This is a genomic window from Domibacillus aminovorans, from assembly GCF_001643235.1.
In the GTDB taxonomy this organism is placed as follows: domain Bacteria; phylum Bacillota; class Bacilli; order Bacillales; family Domibacillaceae; genus Domibacillus; species Domibacillus aminovorans.
This window is the reverse complement of the sequence record NZ_LQWY01000004.1, coordinates 1-22,942: the sequence shown is the minus strand read 5'-3', so window position 1 is coordinate 22,942 and position 22,942 is coordinate 1. Positions and strand designations below refer to the sequence as shown.

General features: G+C 42.9%; 24 protein-coding genes and 2 other annotated features. All 24 genes read right to left on the bottom strand.

Annotated features, from left to right (window positions below):
• Positions 1 to 48: 48 nt before the first annotated feature.
• The 24 genes from rpoB to AWH49_RS01710 all read right to left on the bottom strand — a co-directional run bounded on the left by rpoB (position 49) and on the right by AWH49_RS01710 (position 22,789).
• Positions 49 to 3,603 (bottom strand): DNA-directed RNA polymerase subunit beta, encoded by a 3,555-nt coding sequence (rpoB, locus tag AWH49_RS01825; RefSeq protein WP_018395148.1) that lies wholly within the window; start codon positions 3,601 to 3,603, stop codon positions 49 to 51.
• A 240-nt stretch (positions 3,604 to 3,843) separates the two neighbouring features.
• Positions 3,844 to 4,443, bottom strand: coding sequence for a class I SAM-dependent methyltransferase (locus AWH49_RS01820; RefSeq protein ID WP_063964482.1), 600 nt, complete (start codon positions 4,441 to 4,443; stop codon positions 3,844 to 3,846).
• 70 nt (positions 4,444 to 4,513) lie between these two features.
• A complete protein-coding gene (gene rplL, locus AWH49_RS01815) occupies positions 4,514 to 4,876 on the bottom strand; it encodes a 50S ribosomal protein L7/L12 (protein WP_018395146.1) in 363 nt (120 codons plus the stop codon).
• Positions 4,877 to 4,947: 71 nt separating this feature from the next.
• Entirely contained in the window at positions 4,948 to 5,448 is a 501-nt protein-coding gene (gene rplJ, locus AWH49_RS01810) for a 50S ribosomal protein L10 (protein ID WP_063964481.1), read from the bottom strand.
• 59 nt (positions 5,449 to 5,507) lie between these two features.
• Positions 5,508 to 5,651: a sequence feature (ribosomal protein L10 leader region), on the bottom strand.
• A gap of 45 nt (positions 5,652 to 5,696) precedes the next feature.
• Positions 5,697 to 6,401 carry a 50S ribosomal protein L1 gene (gene rplA, locus AWH49_RS01805; RefSeq protein ID WP_018395144.1) on the bottom strand — a complete coding sequence of 235 codons (705 nt, stop codon included), beginning with the start codon at positions 6,399 to 6,401 and terminating at the stop codon, positions 5,697 to 5,699.
• A 107-nt stretch (positions 6,402 to 6,508) separates the two neighbouring features.
• A complete protein-coding gene (gene rplK, locus AWH49_RS01800) occupies positions 6,509 to 6,934 on the bottom strand; it encodes a 50S ribosomal protein L11 (protein ID WP_018395143.1) in 426 nt (141 codons plus the stop codon).
• Positions 6,935 to 7,099: 165 nt separating this feature from the next.
• Positions 7,100 to 7,636 (bottom strand): transcription termination/antitermination protein NusG, encoded by a 537-nt coding sequence (gene nusG / locus AWH49_RS01795; protein WP_018395142.1) that lies wholly within the window; start codon positions 7,634 to 7,636, stop codon positions 7,100 to 7,102.
• Between the two features lie 148 nt (positions 7,637 to 7,784).
• The gene (gene secE / locus AWH49_RS01790; protein ID WP_018395141.1) at positions 7,785 to 7,961 is read right to left on the bottom strand and encodes a preprotein translocase subunit SecE; all 177 of its coding nucleotides are present in this window, start codon (positions 7,959 to 7,961) and stop codon (positions 7,785 to 7,787) included.
• 34 nt (positions 7,962 to 7,995) lie between these two features.
• A complete protein-coding gene (rpmG, locus tag AWH49_RS01785) occupies positions 7,996 to 8,139 on the bottom strand; it encodes a 50S ribosomal protein L33 (protein ID WP_018395140.1) in 144 nt (47 codons plus the stop codon).
• Between the two features lie 66 nt (positions 8,140 to 8,205).
• Entirely contained in the window at positions 8,206 to 8,826 is a 621-nt protein-coding gene (sigH, locus tag AWH49_RS01780) for an RNA polymerase sporulation sigma factor SigH (RefSeq protein WP_034287961.1), read from the bottom strand.
• Positions 8,827 to 8,917: 91 nt separating this feature from the next.
• Positions 8,918 to 9,436, bottom strand: a complete 519-nt coding sequence (locus AWH49_RS01775; protein WP_063964480.1) for an NYN domain-containing protein — start codon at positions 9,434 to 9,436, stop codon at positions 8,918 to 8,920.
• A 2-nt stretch (positions 9,437 to 9,438) separates the two neighbouring features.
• Positions 9,439 to 10,188: a 23S rRNA (guanosine(2251)-2'-O)-methyltransferase RlmB gene (gene rlmB / locus AWH49_RS01770; protein ID WP_018395137.1), complete on the bottom strand. Its 750-nt coding sequence runs from the start codon at positions 10,186 to 10,188 to the stop codon at positions 9,439 to 9,441.
• Complete coding sequence (locus tag AWH49_RS01765; protein WP_018395136.1) at positions 10,185 to 10,610, bottom strand: Mini-ribonuclease 3; 426 nt, start codon at positions 10,608 to 10,610, stop codon at positions 10,185 to 10,187. The genes rlmB and AWH49_RS01765 overlap by 4 nt, the downstream gene beginning before the upstream one ends.
• Positions 10,610 to 12,007 (bottom strand): cysteine--tRNA ligase, encoded by a 1,398-nt coding sequence (cysS, locus tag AWH49_RS01760; protein ID WP_063964479.1) that lies wholly within the window; start codon positions 12,005 to 12,007, stop codon positions 10,610 to 10,612. Before cysS ends, AWH49_RS01765 begins: the two co-directional genes overlap by 1 nt.
• Positions 11,998 to 12,654, bottom strand: a complete 657-nt coding sequence (cysE, locus tag AWH49_RS01755; protein WP_018395134.1) for a serine O-acetyltransferase — start codon at positions 12,652 to 12,654, stop codon at positions 11,998 to 12,000. The genes cysS and cysE overlap by 10 nt, the downstream gene beginning before the upstream one ends.
• 55 nt (positions 12,655 to 12,709) lie before the next feature.
• Positions 12,710 to 12,934: a binding site (T-box leader), on the bottom strand.
• 33 nt (positions 12,935 to 12,967) lie between these two features.
• A complete protein-coding gene (gene gltX / locus AWH49_RS01750; protein WP_034287953.1) occupies positions 12,968 to 14,428 on the bottom strand; it encodes a glutamate--tRNA ligase in 1,461 nt (486 codons plus the stop codon).
• 30 nt (positions 14,429 to 14,458) lie between these two features.
• On the bottom strand, positions 14,459 to 14,935 hold the full coding sequence (gene ispF, locus AWH49_RS01745) for a 2-C-methyl-D-erythritol 2,4-cyclodiphosphate synthase (protein WP_034287950.1): 477 nt from the start codon (positions 14,933 to 14,935) through the stop codon (positions 14,459 to 14,461).
• Between the two features lie 6 nt (positions 14,936 to 14,941).
• Complete coding sequence (gene ispD, locus AWH49_RS01740; RefSeq protein ID WP_063964495.1) at positions 14,942 to 15,637, bottom strand: 2-C-methyl-D-erythritol 4-phosphate cytidylyltransferase; 696 nt, start codon at positions 15,635 to 15,637, stop codon at positions 14,942 to 14,944.
• Positions 15,638 to 15,662: 25 nt separating this feature from the next.
• Positions 15,663 to 16,745: a PIN/TRAM domain-containing protein gene (locus tag AWH49_RS01735; protein ID WP_034287946.1), complete on the bottom strand. Its 1,083-nt coding sequence runs from the start codon at positions 16,743 to 16,745 to the stop codon at positions 15,663 to 15,665.
• Positions 16,746 to 16,835: 90 nt separating this feature from the next.
• Entirely contained in the window at positions 16,836 to 18,206 is a 1,371-nt protein-coding gene (gene radA / locus AWH49_RS01730; protein ID WP_018395129.1) for a DNA repair protein RadA, read from the bottom strand.
• A 60-nt stretch (positions 18,207 to 18,266) separates the two neighbouring features.
• Positions 18,267 to 20,705 carry an ATP-dependent protease ATP-binding subunit ClpC gene (gene clpC, locus AWH49_RS01725; RefSeq protein ID WP_018395128.1) on the bottom strand — a complete coding sequence of 813 codons (2,439 nt, stop codon included), beginning with the start codon at positions 20,703 to 20,705 and terminating at the stop codon, positions 18,267 to 18,269.
• Positions 20,706 to 20,723: 18 nt separating this feature from the next.
• A complete protein-coding gene (gene mcsB, locus AWH49_RS01720; RefSeq protein WP_063964478.1) occupies positions 20,724 to 21,779 on the bottom strand; it encodes a protein-arginine kinase McsB in 1,056 nt (351 codons plus the stop codon).
• 1 nt (position 21,780) lies between these two features.
• Positions 21,781 to 22,314 carry a protein-arginine kinase activator protein McsA gene (gene mcsA / locus AWH49_RS01715; RefSeq protein ID WP_063964477.1) on the bottom strand — a complete coding sequence of 178 codons (534 nt, stop codon included), beginning with the start codon at positions 22,312 to 22,314 and terminating at the stop codon, positions 21,781 to 21,783.
• A 13-nt stretch (positions 22,315 to 22,327) separates the two neighbouring features.
• Positions 22,328 to 22,789 (bottom strand): CtsR family transcriptional regulator, encoded by a 462-nt coding sequence (locus AWH49_RS01710; RefSeq protein WP_018395125.1) that lies wholly within the window; start codon positions 22,787 to 22,789, stop codon positions 22,328 to 22,330.
• Positions 22,790 to 22,942: the final 153 nt, after the last annotated feature.

Genomic DNA, 22,942 nt, shown 5'->3' with positions numbered 1-22,942 from the left:
CAAAAAGCGCTGAAAAAGAGCGCTTTTTGGACAGGATTATAAAACAAGTTAGTCTTTTGTTCCAATTGTTTCCGTTTTGACTGTTTCAGGAACGATATTTAATGAATCCGCTTGTTGAACGTCATCTTCATCCTCAAGATCACGCATTTCTATTTCCTGATCATCTCCGGACATAATTTTCACATCAAGACCTAGACTTTGAAGTTCTTTGATTAATACTTTAAATGATTCAGGAACACCTGGTTCTGGAACATTTTCACCTTTGACGATTGCTTCATACGTTTTCACGCGACCAACGATATCATCCGATTTTACTGTTAAGATTTCTTGTAATGTATAAGCGGCACCATATGCTTCAAGCGCCCAAACTTCCATTTCACCGAAACGCTGTCCGCCGAACTGTGCTTTACCACCAAGCGGCTGTTGTGTAACAAGTGAATATGGTCCCGTTGAACGAGCATGAAGTTTGTCATCAACCATATGTGCAAGTTTGATCATGTACATGATACCTACTGATACGCGGTTATCAAAAGGCTCACCGCTGCGGCCATCATAAAGAATCGTTTTCGCATCACGGCTCATGCCTGCTTCTTCAATTGTCTCCCACACATCGTCCTCAGAGGCACCATCGAACACCGGTGATGCTACATGAATACCGAGGTAGCGGGCTGCTAGACCTAAGTGAAGCTCAAGCACTTGACCGATGTTCATACGGGATGGTACACCAAGCGGGTTAAGCATGATGTCAACCGGCGTACCGTCTGGCATGTAAGGCATGTCTTCTTCTGGCAAAATGCGAGAGATAACCCCTTTGTTACCATGACGTCCAGCCATTTTATCCCCTTCAGAAATCTTCCGTTTTTGAACGATGTATACGCGCACAAGTTGGTTTACACCAGGTGGTAATTCATCGCCGTCTTCACGGTTAAAGACTTTCACGTCAAGGACAATACCACCGCCACCGTGAGGGACACGCAGTGATGTATCACGGACTTCACGTGCTTTTTCACCAAAAATCGCATGAAGAAGACGTTCTTCTGCTGTCAGTTCTGTTACCCCTTTAGGTGTTACTTTACCGACAAGCAAGTCACCATCTTTTACTTCTGCACCGATCCGGATAATACCACGGTCATCAAGGTTGCGGAGTGCATCTTCCCCAACATTTGGGATATCGCGTGTAATTTCTTCCGGTCCGAGCTTCGTATCACGTGACTCTGATTCATATTCTTCAATATGAATCGATGTATACACATCATCTTTTACGAGTCTTTCACTCATAATAATGGCATCTTCATAGTTATAGCCATCCCATGTCATGAAAGCAACAAGAACGTTACGTCCAAGCGCTAGTTCACCAAGTTCCATTGATGGACCATCAGCGAGGATTTCTCCTTTTGTAACATGGTTTCCGACTGCAACGATCGGACGCTGGTTATAGCACGTTCCCTGGTTGGAACGAATGAATTTTTGTAATTTATATTTGTCGAGATCGCCTTTTACTTCCTGTCCATCTACTTCTTGAATGCGGCGGACAAAAATTTGGCGTGCTTCTACGCGCTCAACAATCCCTTCATGCTTACAAATAACAGCTGCACCGGAGTCTTTACCGGATACATACTCCATACCTGTCCCAACAATCGGTGCTTCTGGCTGCATTAAAGGAACAGCCTGACGCTGCATGTTCGCTCCCATAAGAGCACGGTTGGAGTCATCATTTTCAAGGAATGGAATACACGCAGTCGCAGCCGATACAACTTGCTTCGGCGATACATCCATGTAATCCGCGCGCTCGCGTTTAACAACGGTGTTTTCACCACGAAAACGTGCGACTACTTCCTCTTCAGCAAATGAACCGTCTTCGTTAAGCGGAACATTCGCTTGCGCCACAACATAGTTATCTTCTTCATCAGCTGTTAAATAATCAATTCTTTCTGTCACGCAGCCCGTATCCGGATCAACGCGGCGGTAAGGTGTTTCGATAAATCCAAAACGGTTTACTTTCGCAAAAGAAGATAATGAGTTGATCAGCCCAATATTCGGGCCCTCAGGCGTTTCAATCGGGCACATACGGCCGTAGTGGGAGTAATGAACGTCACGAACTTCAAAGCCTGCACGTTCACGTGTTAAACCACCGGGACCAAGCGCCGATAGACGGCGTTTATGTGTTAACTCAGCCAGCGGGTTCGTCTGATCCATGAACTGAGAAAGCTGAGAGCTTCCAAAAAATTCTTTAATCGACGCAATAACCGGACGGATATTAATTAATTGCTGCGGTGTGATCGTTTGCGTATCCTGAATCGACATGCGCTCACGAACAACACGCTCCATACGGGATAATCCGATGCGGAATTGATTTTGCAACAGTTCCCCTACAGAACGAAGACGACGGTTACCGAGATGATCAATATCATCGGTATTACCTACTCCATAAAGAAGGTTGAAGAAATAGCCAATCGACGCAATAATGTCAGCCGGCGTAATATTCTTCACGTTCATTTCTGGGAAGCCATTGCCGATAATGTTGATGATCTGCTCTTCTTCGCTGTTTGGCGCATATACTTTTATTGATTGAACAGTCATATCATCTTCAAACACACCGCCTGTTTGACTGTATGATTTAAACGATACTCCATTTTCAAGATGTGGAATGATTTTATCGAGTGTACGGCGGTCAAGAACAGTTCCTGCTTCGGCGATAATTTCACCTGTTTCCGGATCCGCAAGCGTTTCAGCCAGGCGCTGTCCAAACAAACGATTTTTCGTATGAAGCTTTTTATTCATTTTATAGCGGCCAACACTTGCTAGATCATACCGTTTCGGGTCAAAGAAGCGAGAAACAATAAGGCTTTTCGCATTTTCAACTGTTGGCGGCTCACCCGGGCGAAGACGCTCATAAATTTCAATCAGCGCTTTCTCCGTCGTTTCTGTATTATCTTTTTCAAGCGTATTGCGCAAATATTCATTATCACCAAGCAAGTCGATGATTTCTTGATCAGTGCCAAACCCGAGCGCACGCAATAATACTGTAATCGGTAATTTACGCGTTCTGTCAATACGGACATACACAATATCTTTGGCATCTGTTTCATACTCTAACCAGGCACCACGGTTTGGGATAACAGTCGCAGTGAATCCTCGTTTTCCGTTCTTGTCCAATTTCCCGTTGTAATACACACTCGGAGAGCGGACAAGCTGAGAAACGATAACACGCTCTGCACCATTAATAATGAATGTTCCTGTCTCAGTCATAAGTGGGAAATCACCCATGAAAACCTCTTGGTCTTTTACTTCACCCGTTTCCTTATTTAAAAGACGGACTTTCACACGAAGCGGGGCAGAGTACGTAACATCACGCTCTTTTGATTCATCCACAGGATACTTCGGCTCCGCAAGGCTGTAATCAATAAATTCCAATGCCAGATTGCCTGTGAAATCTTCAATCGGAGAAATGTCCTGGAACATTTCACGCAGACCCTCATCAAGAAACCATTGATAGGAAGCTGTTTGAATCTCAATCAAATTCGGTAATTCCAATACTTCACTAATGCGCGCATAGCTTCTGCGCTGGCGGTGTCGTCCATACTGAACTAGTTGACCTGTCAACTGATTCACCCCTCAAATCAAGCGTTATAATTGCCTATAATTCATCTTAAGGCAGAGTATTACTATACTCAATAAGACAAAAAGAAAAAGGTTTTGTCAAAGAAAACCTCATTTTTATCACAAATGGCCCTATTTTGTTGTTATTGTTCCCATTTCAGCGAAAAATATTCCCATTGACAAACGGGCACAATTATTATATTGGCATTTTACAATAATAGCATACGGTTTTTTTGGGGTCAATTATTTTTTAGCACGCAAAATAAAATAGCCCTTTGATTTGGCGACCGTATCACATGAACCGGCTAATCTCTCTAATTCTTTTATCGCAGATGGAGCGCCCTGTTTCTTTTGAATGACTACCCATATTTCACCGCCTTCTGCAAGTTTCGCAAAACCGTTTTGTAAAATATCAAATACGGTCTGTTTCCCCGCGCGAATCGGTGGATTGGTTAATACAACTGCAAATCCCTCTTCCAACACATTTTGCAGACGATCACTTTCATAGATTTGTACGTTCCCGACATGGTTAAGCTTTGCATTTTCACGGGCAAGCGCTAACGCCCGGTCATTTACATCGATCATATGAATCGTGCGGTCCGGCTGCTCAGCAGCGAGCGAAATACCAATTGGTCCGTATCCGCATCCTGCATCAAGAATCGGTCCGGCTATTTTCGGCCATTCAAATGTCTCAATAAGCAGTCTCGAACCAAAGTCTACTTCAGATTTCGAAAAGACACCCGCATCTGTATGAAACTTATATTGTTTCCCACGCAGTGTGTATGTAAATTGCTGCGGGCGATGTTGACTGTCCGGAGTTTTGGAAAAATAATGGTCACCCAAAGAAATTTCTCCCTTCAATAAACAAAAGCCCGCTGCTTCCAGCGGACTTTTGTATCATTGTATCAAAAAATTACTTCACTTCTACAGAAGCGCCAACTTCTTCAAGTTTCGCTTTAAGTTCTTCAGCTTCTTCTTTCGCAATGCCTTCTTTGATTGCTTTAGGCGTGTTATCAACTAGTTCTTTCGCTTCTTTCAAGCCAAGACCTGTGATTTCGCGAACAGCTTTGATAACTTTAATTTTTTGGTCGCCCGCTGCTGCAAGAATAAGATCGAATTCAGTTTGCTCAGCCGCAGCTGCGCCACCAACAGCACCTGCTGCTGCAACTGGTGCTGCAGCTGTTACGCCAAATTCTTCTTCGATTGCTTTTACAAGGTCGTTCAATTCAAGAACGGACATTTCTTTGATTGCTTCAATGATTTGCTCTTTAGACATTTTTTATTTCCTCCTTAGTGTGTTTTAAATATGGTTGTATTTACGATGCTGCTATGCAGCTTGCCTTACAATTACGCGCCTTGCTCTTCTTTTTGATCAGCCACTGCTTTCGCTGCAAGAGCGAAGTTGCGGATTGGCGCTTGAAGAACGCTGAGTACCATGGAAAGAAGACCCTCGCGTGAAGGAAGTTCTGCAAGTGCTTTAACTTCTTCAGCCGAAACAAAGTTGCCTTCAAGTACGCCTGCTTTAATTTCGAGTGCTTCGTTTGATTTCGCGAATTCATTCAAAATTTTAGCTGGAGCGACAACATCTTCGCTGCCGAATGCGACAGCGTTAGGGCCTGTAAGGAACTCTTCAAGACCTGTAATACTCGCTGCTTCAGCCGCACGCCGAGTCATTGAGTTTTTGTAAACTTTGAACTCAACGCCTGCATCACGAAGCTGCTTACGAAGTTCCGTAACTTGGGCCACGGAAAGACCACGGTAGTCAACGATGATTGTCGATGGACTATTTTTAAATTTTTCAGCTATTTCATCGACAAGCGCTTGTTTTTTCTCGATAATGCTGCTCATCTGCTACACCTCCTGTAGAATTTGTACGGACGATTTTGTCCATAATTTAATACCGTCACGGGAAACGTAAAAAACCTCCATGTCCCGGAAGACATGGAGGCACGAAAAGCGGACATAATTGTCACACTATCTATTTCGCATGTCCTCGGCAGGATATTTAAGCAATGTGCCCCTGCTGTCTACGGTACAAATGTACATATATATTCACAACAAAATTCACTTTACCAGATAAATTGATCGTTGTCAACTTAGTTTTTTGTTTGAGCAACTAATGATGGATCTATTTTTACGCCAGGGCCCATTGTTGATGTAACAGATACGTTCTTCATGTAGACACCTTTTGCTGCTGAAGGTTTAACTTTCAGCATTGTGTCAAAAATGGCTGCGAAGTTTTCAACTAATTTTTCATTGTCAAAAGAAACTTTGCCAACTGGAACGTGAATGTTACCAGCTTTATCAGCTCGATACTCAACTTTACCAGCTTTGATTTCTTGAAGTGCTTTTTCAAGATCAAATGTAACCGTACCTGTTTTCGGATTTGGCATTAAACCTTTTGGCCCAAGCACACGACCAAGTTTACCAACCTCACCCATCATGTCAGGTGTTGCAACGATAACATCAAATTCAAACCAGCCTTGTTGAATTTTTGTAATATACTCACTGTCACCAACATAGTCTGCACCAGCTGCTTCTGCTTCTTTCACTTTTTCGCCTTTGGCGAATACGAGAACGCGTTGTGTTTTACCTGTTCCGTTTGGAAGAACGAGCGCACCACGAATTTGCTGATCTGCTTTTTTCGGGTCAATACCTAGACGGAATGCAGCCTCAACTGTTGCGTCAAATTTAACTGTACTTGTTTTCTTTACAAGTTCAATTGCTTCTTCTACTGAATATTGTTTTGTGCGGTCAACAAGTTTTGCCGCCTCTTGGAATTTCTTACCATGTTTAGTCATGTTTTATTTCCTCCTTATGTGGTTTTAACGGATTTACCTCCCACGAATAAAGGTTGCGTGTGAAGTGATATCTTCTTCACATCGCAACCCCAAAAACAGACAACTAATTAATCTTCAATCACAATACCCATACTGCGGGCAGTACCTTCAACCATACGCATAGCTGATTCAACATTAGCAGCGTTTAAGTCAGGCATTTTTGTTTCAGCAATTTCACGCACTTTATCACGTTTAACCGTTGCAACTTTATTGCGGTTCGGTTCTCCAGATCCTGATTCAATGCCGGCTGCTTTTTTAAGCAGAACAGCTGCAGGCGGAGTTTTTGTGATGAATGTAAATGAACGGTCTTCAAAAACCGAAATTTCAACCGGAATGATCAATCCTGCTTGATCTGCTGTGCGCGCATTGAATTCCTTACAGAATCCCATAATGTTAACACCAGCTTGACCGAGTGCCGGACCGACCGGCGGCGCAGGGTTTGCTTTACCTGCAGGAATTTGCAGTTTTACAACTTTAATAACTTTTTTAGCCACGAGACACACCTCCTTAAGTCCGTGATGTGGTACATGGGGCTTTGCCCCTCCCACTCTGTCTATCTTTATTTAAATAAAGATGATTATAAAATGAGTCTTAACAGTACTAGACGTACTGACCTAAGAAATAGTATCACTTTTCGCGCAAGATTTCAAGCCGTTTTTTTAGGTTAATTTGTTTACTTGATCAAAATCAAGTTCAACCGGTGTTTCACGGCCAAACATATTAACATGTACTTTTAACTTTCCTTTATCCTGGTCGATCTCTTCGACTGTTCCTTCAAAATCAGCAAATGGACCTTCTTTTACAACAACTGTTTCACCAATTTCAAATTCAGCATCGCGGCGGCGTTCATCCATACCCATTTGTTTCAGTATCGATGTTACTTCATCCGGCAGAAGAGCTGTTGGCTTAGAACCGTGGCCTGATGATCCGACAAACCCCGTTACTCCAGGCGTGTTCCGCACAACATACCATGAATCATCCGTCATCACGATTTCAACGAGTACATAGCCAGGGAATACCTTTCGCTTCGTCACTTTCGTTTTGCCGTTTTTAATATCAGTTTGCTCTTCCTCCGGGACGATCACACGGAAGATTTTATCTTGCATACCCATAGATTCAACACGTTTTTCAAGATTTGCTTTTACTTTATTCTCATACCCGGAATACGTGTGCACGACATACCAATTTTTTTCCATAGAAAGGGACTTTTGTCCTTCCCTCCTTTTCATTTAAACCAAATGAAAAAACCCGTTGAACGGGTTTTTTTGTTTCTTTATGTGATTCCATTATAGCACGGAAAAACAATGTGTATTCAACTAATTTTCCAGAAAGCTGATCGTGTTATCAAATTAGCCGAATGACCCATGAAATACCTAGATCGACCACAGCAAAAAAGAGGGCAAAAAACACAACGGTTGCAATAACCGTAATTGTATACGTCATTAATTCTTTCTTTTTCGGCCAGCTGACCTTGCTCATTTCAGAGCGCACGTTACGGAAAAATTGTGTAATGCGTGACATGTACTGAAAACCTCCAAAATGAAATACGCCGGTGTCACTTCGTCTGTTTATGAACAGTATGCTTTTTGCAGACACCGCAAAATTTTTTTATTTCTAGGCGTTCGGCAACGTTGGTAACAGTCGTCGAATAGTTTCGTGATCCGCAGTCTTTACATTCAAGCGGCACTTTTTCCGCCATTTTAATCACCTTACCATTTCAATTCTTAAAACGTATCATTAAAAGCTATATTTCGTCAAGTTTTCATTAATTGGTCATCTCTTTAAACTCAAGATACCGCTCTAATTTCCGTTTGACGCGCTGTAATGCGTTATCAATCGATTTCACGTGTCGATTTAATTCTTCTGCTATTTCCTGATACGAACGGCCATCCAAATACAAAGCAAGCACTTGCCGTTCGAGATCACTTAACAATTCATTCACTTTTCCTTCAATACTGGTAAATTGTTCGCGATTAATCATTAATTCTTCCGGATCTGTTACCTTAACCCCTGTTAGCACGTCCATTAACGTACGGTCTGACTCTTCATCGTAAATAGGCTTATCGAGCGAAATATAAGAATTGAGCGGAATGTGTTTTTGTCGCGTAGCAGTTTTAATGGCTGTAATAATCTGGCGGGTGATACATAATTCTGCGAACGCTTTGAATGTACTAAGCTTGTCCCCTTTGTAATCTCGGACCGCTTTATACAAACCAATCATGCCTTCTTGCACAATATCTTCTTTATCCGCACCAATTAAAAAATAAGAGCGCGCTTTTGCTCTAACAAAGTTGCGATACTTATGAATTAAATAATCGAGGGCATCGCTGTTGCCGTTGTGTACAAGTTCTACTAACTGCTCATCGTTCAGCGAATCCATCGTCATACTTATACTTATCGAACGGTTCAAGCTTACACATCCCCCTCCGCTTGCAAAGCATAGTTAGAAGTATTATACAGTACGTTTTTTTTATACGTCAATCATTCATTTTGCCGCCGCGGCGCCACTTCTCAAAAATTTCTGTCTGCTCTTTGCTGAGCGGTATTCGCACCTGCGGTTTGTAATAGCTGATCTTATCCAGCTTTTTCCCAATCGACTTTTGCATCATGTTCAGCTCTGTTAAAAGTTCGCGTGCCGATATGCGGAGCGCGCCCTGTCCGAATACAGCCCACTGCTCTGTGTAGTCGGACGTTGCAACACTCACTTGATCACGAATATTATTAAGCTCAATCGCCAACTTTTCAATTCGTTCATCTGCAGTTTCATTTTCCCGTGTGAAAATGACTTCCACTTTTGAATCGCGGTACTTTTTTTCTGTCCCTTTGACAAAATGAGCATCGAAGACAACGATAACACGGCAGCCGTGTACACCTTGATATTCCGCCATCAATTCAATAAGGCGATCGCGGGCACCGGCAAAATCCGTCTCTTTTAACTGGCGTAGTTCCGGCCAAGCACCGATCATGTTATACCCGTCTACGAGTAAAATGTCCATCGTTATTGTCCCAGTGGATGACGCTTCCGGTACACTTCATACATGAGGAGAGAAGCGGCAACAGACGCATTCAGCGATGTAACATGTCCGCTCATCGGCAGTTGAATTAAAAAATCGCAATTCTCTTTTACGAGACGGCTCACACCACGCCCTTCACTGCCGATGACGAGACAGAGCGGCATCGTGCCATCAAACCGTCGGTAATCTTCCGCACCAGATGCATCCGTTCCCGCAATCCATATTCCCCGCTCTTTCAGCTCTTCCATCGTTCGGACCAAGTTCGTCACGCGGACAACCGGAATATACTCAATCGCACCGGTTGATGCTTTCGCCGCTGTCGCAGTTAAGCCGACCGACCGGCGTTTTGGAATAATAATACCGTGTACACCGACTGCATCAGCTGTTCTCATAATCGAGCCGAGATTATGCGGGTCTTCTAGTTCATCAAGCAACAGAAAAAAAGGTGGTTCATCGCTTTCTTTTGCTTTTGCAAACAAATCGTCAATTTCTGCATATTGATATGCTGCAACAGAAGCTGCTACACCTTGATGATTTTCCGGCACAACTTGTTCAATTTTTCTTTTTGGCACAAGCTGAACCGGGATACCCGCTTCTTTTGCTTTGTTTAAAATTTGCTGAATCGAGCCTTTTTGAGATCCTTCTTGCACCCATAACTTATTAATATCACGTCCAGACCGTAATGCTTCGAGTACAGGGTTTCGGCCGGCGATCCATTCTTGTTCCTGCGTCATGCATTCGCACTCCCTTTTTCATCGCTGTCGTTTAAAATGTTGTAAATTACTTCTTCCATTCGCTCGAGCTGACCGGTTAAAAATAAAAATCCGATCAGCGCTTCAAACGCAGTGCTATGATTGTACGTCTGTACATCTGTATTTTTCGGTACGTGACCAGACTTTGCATTCCGGCCTCGTTTCGCAACAGTTACTTCTGCTTCTGTTAAAAAATTGCTTTCACGTAAACGATGAAGCTGTGCCGATTGCGCTTTGGCAGAGACATAACGCGTGGAGGCACGGTGAAGATCATTTGGCTTCACACGGCCCGACTCCAGCAGAAATTTCCGTATATATACTTCATACACCGCATCACCCATATATGCAAGCGCCAATCCGTTCAGCTGCTGCGCCTCTTTTAATGGTTCCATCAACTGTTTCATCATCCGCGTCTCCAACGGATACCCTGCGCTGTGTCTTCCAAAATAATATTTAACTCTTTTAGCTGGTCACGTATTTCATCGGCGCGGGCAAAATCACGATCTTTACGCGCCTGAGTGCGCTGTTCAATCAAGTCTTCAATCTCTTCATCGAGCAGTTGCTCGCTTTGAATCGAAAGTCCGAGCACGAAGAGCATATCATCATATTTAGACAAAAATGAATCGATGACTGCTGTAGATGTGTGTGGTTCAAGCAAGTACACATTCGCGTCTTTCGACAAGTCGAATAAAACGGAGATGGCGTTCGCCGTATTAAAGTCGTCATCCATTTCAGCGAGGAAGCGGGCATGATGGGCATTGATTTTTTCAAGCCATTGATCGTTGTTTTCTGCCAAATTGGTGCTGGACTGCTTACGATGCTTTACATTTTCATACGCGGTTTTTATACGTTCAAGTGAAGCGTGAGCACTGTCAAGTAATTCTTTATTGTAGTTGATCGGATTGCGATAATGAACCGACAACATGAAAAAGCGTAGTACTTCCGGGTCGATTTCTTTAATAATGTCATGAACGAGTACGAAATTACCAAGTGATTTCGACATTTTTTCATTATCTATATTGATATAGCCGTTATGAAGCCAGTAGCGGGCAAATGGTTTGCCAGTCAGTGCTTCTGACTGAGCAATTTCATTTTCGTGATGTGGAAAAGCTAAATCCTGTCCTCCAGCGTGAATATCGATCGAATCTCCTAGGTATTTGCGTGCCATTGCCGAGCATTCAATATGCCAGCCTGGCCGTCCCGCTCCCCACGGACTTTCCCATGAAACCTCACCTTCTTTCGCTGTTTTCCATAAAACAAAATCAAGCGCATCATCTTTCTTTTCACCAGCACCAATCCGGGCACCGATTTTTAACTCATCAATCGACTGATGAGACAGCTTTCCATAGCCATCAAATCGGCGTGTACGATAATATACATCGCCGCCTGATTCATAAGCGAATCCTTTTTCAACGAGCTGTTCGATAAATTCAACAATTAATTCAATATTTTCAGTCACACGCGGATGAACATCTGCTTTTTGGCATCCGAGTGCTTGTGTATCTTCAAAGTATGCTTTGATAAAACGCTCTGCAATAACCGGCACCTCTTCACCTAATTCATTAGCAGCACGAATTAATTTGTCATCCACATCTGTAAAGTTAGAGACGTAGGTCACAGCATATCCGCGATATTGCAGGTGGCGGCGTACTGTATCAAATACGATGGCTGGGCGGGCGTTACCGATATGAATATAATTGTATACGGTCGGGCCACATACATACATTTTCACTTTACCCTCATCAATCGGGATAAATTCTTCTTTTTTCCGTGTAAGCGTGTTATACATCATTACGGGCATCGCTCGTAATCCCCTTTCTTCGTTTCATCCAATTCCTTTTTCAAGCGGGCAATTTCCTGTTCCATGCTGTTCAGACGGTCCGCCACTGGATCCGGCAGATTGCGGTGATTTAAATCCTTTTCGACTTTCCGGCCATTTTGAACAACAATTCGGCCTGGAATACCAACAACCGTGGAATTTGGTGGCACATCTTTCAGGACAACAGAACCAGCACCAATTCTCGCATCTTCTCCAACGGTAATCGAACCAAGCACCTTTGCACCTGTGGCAATTAAGGCACCATCCTTCACCGTTGGATGACGTTTTCCTTTTTCTTTTCCAGTTCCGCCGAGCGTCACGCCCTGATAGAGTGTCACGTTATCCCCGATTTCACAAGTTTCACCGATGACAACACCCATGCCGTGATCAATAAATAGCCGACGCCCAATACGGGCACCCGGATGAATTTCAATACCTGTAAAAAAGCGGCTAATTTGTGAAATAACCCGGGCAATAAAATAAAATTTACGCTTATAAAAACCATGCGCAAGACGATGAGACCATATTGCGTGCAGACCGGAATACGTTAAAATAACTTCCAAATAGCTTCGTGCGGCAGGATCCTGTTCAAATATGATATCAATGTCTTCTTTTAGCACTTTAAACAATGTTGTCCCTCCTCTCAAAATACCAATTTCAGACATACAAAAAACGCCTCTGAAAGACAGAGACGTATTAAAACGCGGTTCCACTCTGTTTGAAAAATAGCATAGCTATTTTTCCAACTTGACTTGTTAACGGGTTAGACCCGCCACCGCTTACTCATATATTCAGCGGCGGACTCAGAGGGGCACTTCTGCAGACAGAAAGGCCTAAACCGCTCTCAGCTAAGTGACGGTTCTCTCTGAAAGGCATCTGCTGCATACTTTTCCTCTTCAACGTTTTTTTGTATATATACTCTATTATATACGTACCATCCTTTTAATCAAGAACGGCATTTAGCCTTTTTAAAATTTTTTCTTTTCCAAGCAGTTCAATTGCCTTTGGTAAATCCGGACCGTGTGTTTGACCGGTCACCGCTGCGCGAATCGGCATAAAAAGTTTTTTTCCTTTATAACCTGTTTCTTTTTGAACGTCTTTCATTGCTTTTTTTACACCATCTGCTTCAAATGGTTCAAGTGCTGATACCTTTTCAGCAAATGAACGGAGTACTTCTGGAACCTGCTCTTCAGAAAGTACTTCTTTCGCTTCGCCATCATATGAAACATCTTCTTTGAAAAACAAATCGGACAGTTGAACAATTTCCGCACCAAAGCTCATTTTTTCCTGATACAGCGCGATCAAACTTGTTACCCATTCTTCTCGTTCTGGCGACAGCGTTTTTTCAATCAATCCCTCTTTGATAAGATGAGGCTGCGCTAGTTCAACCACACGCTCAATCGATTGTTCCTTCATATACTGATTGTTCATCCAAAGAAGCTTTTGCTTATCGAAAAAGGCTGGCGATTTCGACAGTCGGTCTGCATCAAAACCTTCAATAATTTGTTCTTTCGTAAAGATTTCTTCTTCTTCTTTTGGCGACCAGCCCAGCAATGTAATAAAATTCAAAAGGGCCTCCGGTAAATAACCAAGCTCTTTGTATTGTTCAATAAACTGAATGATCGATTCGTCACGCTTGCTCAATTTTTTCCGGTTTTCGTTGACTATTAATGTCATATGGCCGAAAACAGGCGGCTCAAAGCCGAGTGCTTTGTAAATTAAAAGCTGCTTTGGTGTATTAGAAATGTGATCATCTCCGCGAAGAACGTGTGTCATTTTCATTAAATGATCATCAATGGCAACGGCAAAATTATATGTTGGTGTTCCATCTTGCTTGACGATGACAAAGTCGCCGCCAATGCCATCTGAATCAAATGATACGTTCCCTTTCACCATATCGTCAAAGGCTATCGTTTCACCTTCAGGAACAAGGAATCGGATGCTTGGACGTCGTCCCTCGGCTTCGAGTACCGCCTGTTCTTCTTTTGTCAAGTTACGGCATTTTCCAGAATAGCCGGCAATTTCGTTGCGCTCTTGCTGCGCTTCCCGTTCCGCTTCAAGTTCTTCCGTTGTGCAGTAGCATTTATATGCTTTTCCTTCTTCTAGAAGCTGCTCATAATATTTTTTGTACAAATCATTACGTTCTGATTGGCGATATGGACCATAATCGCCACCTTGATCTGGGCCTTCATCCCAATCGATGCCGAGCCACTTTAAGTATTGAAGCTGACTTTCTTCGCCGCCTTCAATATTTCGCTTTTGATCTGTATCTTCAATACGGATAATAAATTTCCCGCCCAGGTTACGTGCATATAAGTAATTAAAAAGTGCTGTTCGTGCGTTGCCAATATGAAGATGTCCGGTTGGACTTGGCGCATAACGAACTCGTACTTCATTTGCCATAATTATGTACCCTCCCATGCTGTTTTATGCTTAGTTTTTTACTAAAAGGACTGTGGCCTGTGATGCAATGCCTTCTCCACGTCCCGGAAATCCGAGCTTTTCAGTGGTCGTTGCTTTCACATTTACCTGACTTGCATCCGCTTCTAACAGTTCTGCGATGCGCTTCTGCATATCACCAATATATGGAGCCATTTTTGGCTTTTGTGCAATGATCGTACAATCAATGTTACCGAGTTTATAGCCTTTTTCTTTTACCATCATCCATACATGTTCAAGCAACTTCGCTGAATCTGCATCTTTAAACGCTTTATCTGTATCTGGAAAATGACGGCCAATATCGCCTTCTCCCACGGCGCCGAGACACGCATCTGCTACTGTATGCAAAAGCACGTCCGCATCTGAATGACCGATCAGCCCTTTTTCATAGGGAATAGTAATACCGCCTATAATAAGCGGGCGTCCTTCTGTTAGTTGATGAACATCAAATCCTTGTCCAATTCGAAACATAAATAATTACACCTGACTTTCGCTTCTTTTCGCAATGATCGCCCGGGCAAAATATAAGTCTTCCGGTGTCGTCAATTTAATATTATCATAATCGCTTTCAACAATTTGAACTTGGTAGCCGGTTCGTTCGACAAGCGACGACTCATCTGTGCCAAGAAACTGTTCTTCTTCCGCTTTTTGCTGAGCGGATACTAAAAGAGCCGTCCGAAAGGCCTGCGGTGTCTGAACCGACCATAAATTAGACCGATCAACCGTCTGTGACACAGCGCCACCTTCCGCTTGTTTAATTGTATCTTTTACCAGAACTGCTGCAATAGCTGCTCCTGTATTGCTTGCACTTTCGACGAGCCTTGCAATCGTTTCTTTCGTGATAAATGGTCTAGCACCGTCGTGAACGAGCACGATGTCTGTTTCCGGCGGGAGCATTTTTAAGCCGCTGTATACGCTATGCTGGCGTTCCTGACCACCTGTCGCAAATGCGTATACTTTCTGTATGTTGTACGTCAAAAGAAGCTGTTCAAATTCGAATCGCTCGTCCGGATGAATAGATAACACAATTCCTTCGCATGAAGAATCTGCTTCAAACACGGCAAGCGTATGAATAATAACAGGTTTTCCTTCGAGTTCAAGCAGCAATTTATTGCGGCCCGCTTTCATGCGTTTTCCTTTTCCGGCAGCCGGAATCACGACAAAGTAGTTCATTCGTTCAAACCCTTTCCTTTTTCCATCATGCGTGTTTTGGCTTTGCAAAAATCATCCGTCCTGCAGATGTTTGCAATACGCTTGTGACGACGACATCGATTTGTTTACCAATAAAATCGCGGCCGTCTTCTACGACAATCATCGTGCCATCGTCGAGATAAGCAATGCCCTGACGTTGTTCTTTTCCGTCTTTAATGACAAGCACGTGCATTTCTTCCCCTGGAATGACGACTGGTTTTACTGCATTTGCAAGATCGTTAATATTCAACACTGATACTTTTTGAAATTCACAAACTTTGTTTAAATTGAAATCGTTTGTGACCACAATCCCCCCAATGTCTTTGGCGAGCTTAACAAGTTTGGAATCTACTTCATGAACATCTTCATAATCTTTTTCAGTCATTTCCACATCAATTGGGATTTCTTTTTGCATCCGGTTCAAAATATCAAGCCCGCGGCGTCCTTTCGTTCTCTTTAGTGTATCAGACGAATCAGCAATATGCTGTAATTCTTCAAGAACGAATTGAGGGATGACGATGGTACCATCTAAAAACCCTGTATCGCAAATGTCAGCAATCCGACCGTCAATAATCACGCTCGTATCCAAAATTTTAAAAGACTTAGCCGGTAATATAGGCAATACTTCTTCAGACTGGGCGTCTTTTCGTTTCAGTCCTTTATTGGATGAAAAAAATGAGGTTAATTCATCGCGACGTTTAAAACCGAATTGAATACCGAGATAGCCAAGAGCAATTGTTAGAAGGATCGGTACAACAGTATTGACGATTGGCAATTGAAGCTGCGCGAGCGGAATACCGACTAAAATAGCGACAAGCAGTCCGAGTACTAGACCGAGACCACCCATTAAAATATCCGTAAGCGGTGCATTAACGATGCGGTCTTCAATCCATTTAATAAACTCCACAATATAATCCACTGCCCAAAACGTCAGCAAATAAAAAACCAGTGCACCTAAGAACGCAGTGATGTATGGATTATTAATAAATGGATAATCAAAATGAAAATAATGGAATAAGTCCGAAATAAGAAATACGCCAAGCGTACCACCTAAAATGATGAATCCACCCTGTACAAGGCGCTTTAACATGTTTATTTCACCTCCCTATTCTTTTCATTATAAACACGTTTTCAGCCCCGCGCTATTATTACGCGACTGAAACGCATTTAGTTCCATTTTTTATTTTCCAAAAATGATTTTTAATGCTTCATTAACAGTCGATACACCAACAATTTCCACACCGGTTGGAGCTTTCCATCCACCGATATTATTTGCAGGTATGACAAGGCGCGTAAAACCTAGTTTTGCCGCTTCGTTTACACGCTGTTCAATACGCGACACACGCCGCACTTCACCCGTCAGCCCAACTTCACCGATTAAACAATCAGTTGCGCCAGTCGGTTCGTCACGGAAACTTGAGGCAATACTGACAGCAATAGCGAGGTCAATCGCCGGCTCATCCAATTTTACACCACCCGCTACTTTTAAGTACGCATCTTGATTTTGTAGCAGCAGCCCGACCCTCTTTTCAAGAACTGCCATAATAAGCGTTACCCGATTATGATCCATTCCCGTCGCCATTCGTCTCGGATTGCCAAATACAGTCGGGGCAATAAGCGCTTGTATTTCAACAAGTACCGGCCTTGTCCCTTCCATTGATGCGACGACCGTAGAACCCGATGTCCCCTGGGTCCGTTCTTCGAGAAAAATTTCTGATGGATTCGCGACTTCTTCTAGCCCTATTTCTTTCATTTCAAAAATACCCATCTCATTCGTGGAACCGAACCGGTTTTTTACCGCCCGCAAAATACGATATGTATGATGACGTTCTCCTTCAAAATACAACACCGTATCCACCATGTGCTCGAGTAAACGCGGTCCGGCAATCGAGCCTTCTTTCGTCACGTGACCGACGATAAAAATAGCAATACCGTTCATTTTTGCAATTCGCATCAGTTCAGCTGTACACTCACGTACTTGCGAGACGCTTCCAGGTGCCGATGTCACTTCTGGATGATGGATCGTTTGAATGGAATCGATGATGACAAACTCCGGCTTCATTTCTTCAATCGCTGAATGAATAAGCTGTAAGTTTGTTTCTGCATATATATAAAGACTTTCATTATTTATGTTCATTCGCGACGCTCGCATTTTCGTCTGTTTCACAGACTCTTCACCTGAGATATATAATACATTGCTCCCTTTTGATGAAAGTTGAGAGGAAACTTGCAAAAGAAGCGTCGATTTTCCTATACCTGGATCGCCGCCAATTAAGACAAGCGAACCTGGAACGACACCGCCCCCGAGCACACGGTTAAATTCTTTCAATCCTGTTTCAACGCGCGGTTCCTGTGCAGTCTCCACATCAATGAGACGTGATGGTTTAGCCATCATTGTCTCTGTATGCATAAATGTCCGTTTCGGCGTCCCGGTAATTGCCGTTTCTTCCACCATCTGATTCCACTCACCACAGCCGGGACATTTACCCATCCATTTTGCAGATTCATAGCCGCACGAACCACAAACGAATTTTGTTTTCTTTTTAACCAAAATAATGTTCTCCTTTCAAATGAAAAACAGCGGGTCTATATAGACCCGCTGCATAAAAATTTACGACATGGAGCCAGCTGCTGTGCGAACCATAAATTCGCCTTTTTCATCAACATCGACTATCACTTGCTGGCCTGTTAAGACGTTGCCTTTTAGTAACTCTTCTGAAAGCCGGTCTTCTACTTGTTTTTGTAGTGCGCGGCGCAATGGACGTGCTCCATACTCTGGATCGTATCCCTCATCAGCGATTTTTTCTTTTGCCTTCTCTGTCAATTCAACTATAATATCCTGCTCTTTCAATCGCTTCGTCAATTGATCCGCCATCAATGTCACAATTTCTTTCAAATGTTTCTTTTCAAGTGCATGGAAGACAATAATTTCGTCGATACGGTTTAAGAACTCAGGACGGAAAGCCCGTTTCAATTCGTCCATCACTTTCCCTTTCATATCTTTAAAATCTTGTGTTGTATCTTGAATGTTAAAACCGACGTATTTATTTTTTTGCAATGACTGTGCACCGACGTTAGACGTCATAATAATGACCGTATTACGGAAATCAACTGTGCGGCCTTTCGAATCAGTTAAACGGCCATCTTCAAGAACTTGAAGTAAAATATTAAACACATCCGGATGTGCTTTTTCAATTTCGTCAAGCAAGATAACGGAGTACGGTTTACGGCGAATTTTCTCGGTTAACTGACCGCCCTCTTCATACCCGACATAACCTGGAGGCGAGCCAACAAGACGTGACGTCGAATGCTTCTCCATATATTCTGACATATCAATACGGATCATTGCATCTTCATCGCCAAACATCGATTCTGCAAGGGCTTTAGCAAGTTCTGTTTTCCCGACACCAGTCGGACCGAGAAAAATAAATGAACCAATCGGACGCTTCGGATCTTTCAAGCCTGCACGTGCACGGCGAACGGCTTTCGAAATCGACGTAACCGCTTCTTCCTGACCAATTAAACGAGAGTGAAGAATATCTTCCAAATTCAACAAGCGGTCTGTTTCTGTCTGTGCCAGTTTAGAAACGGGGATCCCTGTCCAGCTCGATACGACCATCGCGATATCTTCCAACGTTACTTCACTGTTCTCCGTTCCCTGTTTTTCTTTCCAGCTATTTTTCGTCTGTTCAAGCTCTTCACGCAATTTTTGCTCTGCATCGCGTAAAGAAGCAGCTTTTTCAAATTCCTGACCTTGAACAGCCGAATCCTTTTCATTTCTGAGTGTCTCAAGTTTTACCTCAAGCTCTTTCAAGTTAGGAGGTGTCGTAAATGAACGAAGACGAACCTTTGAACCTGCTTCATCAATTAAATCAATTGCTTTGTCCGGTAAGAAACGGTCAGAAATGTAACGATCCGACATTTTCACGGCTGCTTCAATCGCTTCATCGAGAATCGCAACACGATGATGCGCTTCATAACGGTCACGCAATCCATTTAAAATTTGAATAGATTCATCAAGTGTCGGTTCATCCACTTGAATCGGCTGGAATCGGCGCTCAAGTGCTGCATCTTTCTCGATATACTTCCGGTATTCATCAAGCGTTGTTGCACCAATACACTGCAACTCTCCACGTGCTAGAGATGGTTTCAAAATGTTCGATGCATCAATCGCACCTTCCGCACCACCTGCACCAATTAATGTATGCAGCTCATCAATGAACAAAATAATATTGCCTGCCTGGCGAATTTCATCCATTACTTTTTTCAAACGATCTTCAAATTCTCCACGGTATTTTGTTCCGGCAACAACTGTCCCCATGTCAAGCGTCATCACGCGTTTACCACGCAGCGTTTCTGGCACTTCATTATTAATGATTTGCTGAGCAAGTCCTTCTGCAATCGCCGTTTTACCAACACCTGGTTCACCGATCAAGACCGGATTATTTTTCGTCCGGCGGCTCAGTACTTCAATAACACGTTGAATTTCTTTGCCTCGCCCAATAACCGGATCAAGGCTTCCTTCACGGGCAATAACGGTTAGATCTCGTGCCAAACCATCAAGTGTTGGCGTGCTTACATTCGAAGCCTGACCGCCCTGCGTCCCGCCTCCCTCACTGCTTCCGAGCAATTGAAGTACTTGCTGGCGAGCCTTATTTAAACTCACACCAAGGTTTCCAAGTACACGTGCGGCTACGCCTTCCCCTTCACGGATCAAACCAAGCAAAATATGCTCTGTACCTACGTAAGAATGGCCAAGTTTACGTGCTTCATCCATTGACAGCTCAATTACTTTTTTCGCACGCGGCGTATAATGAACGGTTTTCGAAGCTCCGTCGCCTTTTCCGATTAACTCTTCTACTTCCTCCTGAATTTTTTCAGCACTGAGACCTAAACCATAAAGGGCTTTCGCAGCAATGCCTTCTCCTTCACGTACGAGGCCGAGCAAAATATGTTCCGTACCAATGTTGCTGTGACCCAGCCGGATGGCTTCTTCCTGTGCCAGTGCCAATACTTTTTGAGCTCTCTCCGTAAAACGACCAAACATCATACTCATTTCCCCCTTATATTAATTAGTTTCTTTCATCGTTAAACGTTCTCGAATGAGTGCTGCCCGCCGGACATCGCGCTCTTCCGCCCGCAGCGGCCCACCCGCATATTGTTGTAAAAAGCCAGGCTGCATTAATATCATTAATTCATTTAAAATACTTTTGGATATATGTTGAATATACCCTAAATCGATCCCTAATCTAACGTCGGATAAACATTGAAATGCTTCATTCGTTTCAACCATGCGGCAATTCGATAAAACACCAAATGATCTGAATATACGATCTTCAAGTTGAATATGAGAAGTCTTCACCAGCGCATCACGTGCTGATTGCTCTCTCATCATCAACTCATGTACAACACTGCCTAAATCGTTAATAATATCCGCTTCCGATTTGCCAAGTGTTAACTGATTTGAAATTTGAAAGATGTTTCCTAAAGCTTCGCTTCCTTCCCCGTAAATTCCTCTAACAACTAAACCAAGCTGGCTGATCGCCGGGATAATCCGGTTCATTTGTCGGGTCAGCACAAGTCCTGGCAAATGAATCATTACTGATGCCCGAAGACCCGTTCCAACATTTGTCGGACAGGCTGTTAAATAACCTCGCTTTTCATCAAATGCGTATTGAACACTTTCTTCAATCATATCATCAATACGATTTGCTTCATTCAGTGTCTCCTGTAGCTGCAGACCAGATGAAAGGCACTGGATTCGAAGATGATCTTCTTCATTTACCATAATACTGATATCTTCCTGCTCTGAAATAAGCGCTGCACCGTACAGCGAAGATTCTGCTAAAAGAGGACTGATTAAATGCTTTTCAACCAATACTCTTTTTTGAAGCGGCGAAAGGTCCTCCATCTTGAGCAGCTCAAGAGATAATTTTTTTGATGTAGCTGTATTTATTTGCTCCACAATCTGTTTTGCATCATCAAACTGAAAAACGGTTGGAAAGCATACATCACTAAAATTGCGGGCAAGCCTTACACGTGTACTAAGTACGACGTCGGAATATGGGCCCCCCCCACTCATCCAAGAACTCGTCTGCTGATTAATAAAGCGTTCCAATGACATATTACGCACCGCCCCCTTCACCTGACAACTTATGCTCTACTTCTCTTATTTGATCACGAACATCTGCCGCTTTCTCAAAATGCTCATTAGCAATCATTTCATTAAGCTGTTCACGTAGCAGGTGCAACTCTTTCTGCAAATGAAGCGCACCGCCCATTCTCTTTGGTATTTTCCCTTGATGCCTAGTATTACCCCCATGAAGGCGTTTTAAAATAGGTGTAAGCTTGGAATCAAACGCTGTATAACAATGCGCACAACCAAACTTGCCTGTTTGTAAAAATTTTTGAAACGTCATATGGCATTTCTCGCAATGTTCATCTTCCCCATGAGATGCAGCATTAGATGAAAAAAGAGGTTCTGAACTAAACAATCCACTAAGTAAATTGTTAAGAGAAAATGCAGGATGTCCGCCAAATAAATATTCTCCCTTTTCATGGGCACATTTTTCACAAAAATAGACTTCTGTTTTTTCTCCATTTACTATTTTGGTAAAATGAAGTGCTGCCGGTCGTTCATGACACTCTTGACAGATCAAATTATTCACCGCCTTACTGATATTTAAGAGATAAAAGAAATGATTTCATCATGCGTGCTCGTAGTTCATCACGATCGGGTAATTCAATATACAACACGGAGCGGCTCATAACGCTTATCATTAATTTCGCCTCACGTGTAGAAATTACCTCCTCTTCTAGAAGACGATAAATAAAATCTTCTCCATTAGATTGAGACAATCGTGTTCCGACTAGTGCCAAAAGTTGATTAATTAAATCACTTTGCTCTCTCACTGTCACTTTTATAATACGAATATATCCACCGCCACCACGTTTACTTTCAACAAGATAACCTCGCTCGATCGTAAATCGTGTGTTAATGACATAATTGATTTGAGAAGGAACACACTGGAACTTTTCTGCAATTTCGTTTCTTTTGATTTCAACGATTTCGCTTCCGCTATGCTCGAGTACTTGTTTCAAATACTGTTCAATAATATCAGAAACGTTTCTCATTCTGTTCCCCACCTTGACTTTGACTATATTTGACGATAATTATAAAGGAAATTGATTAATCATTGCAATTTATTTGCTTATTTATATACAAAAAAGACAACTTAATGATTTAAGTTGTCTTAACGTGCCAGGCGGCGTCCTGCTCTCACAGGG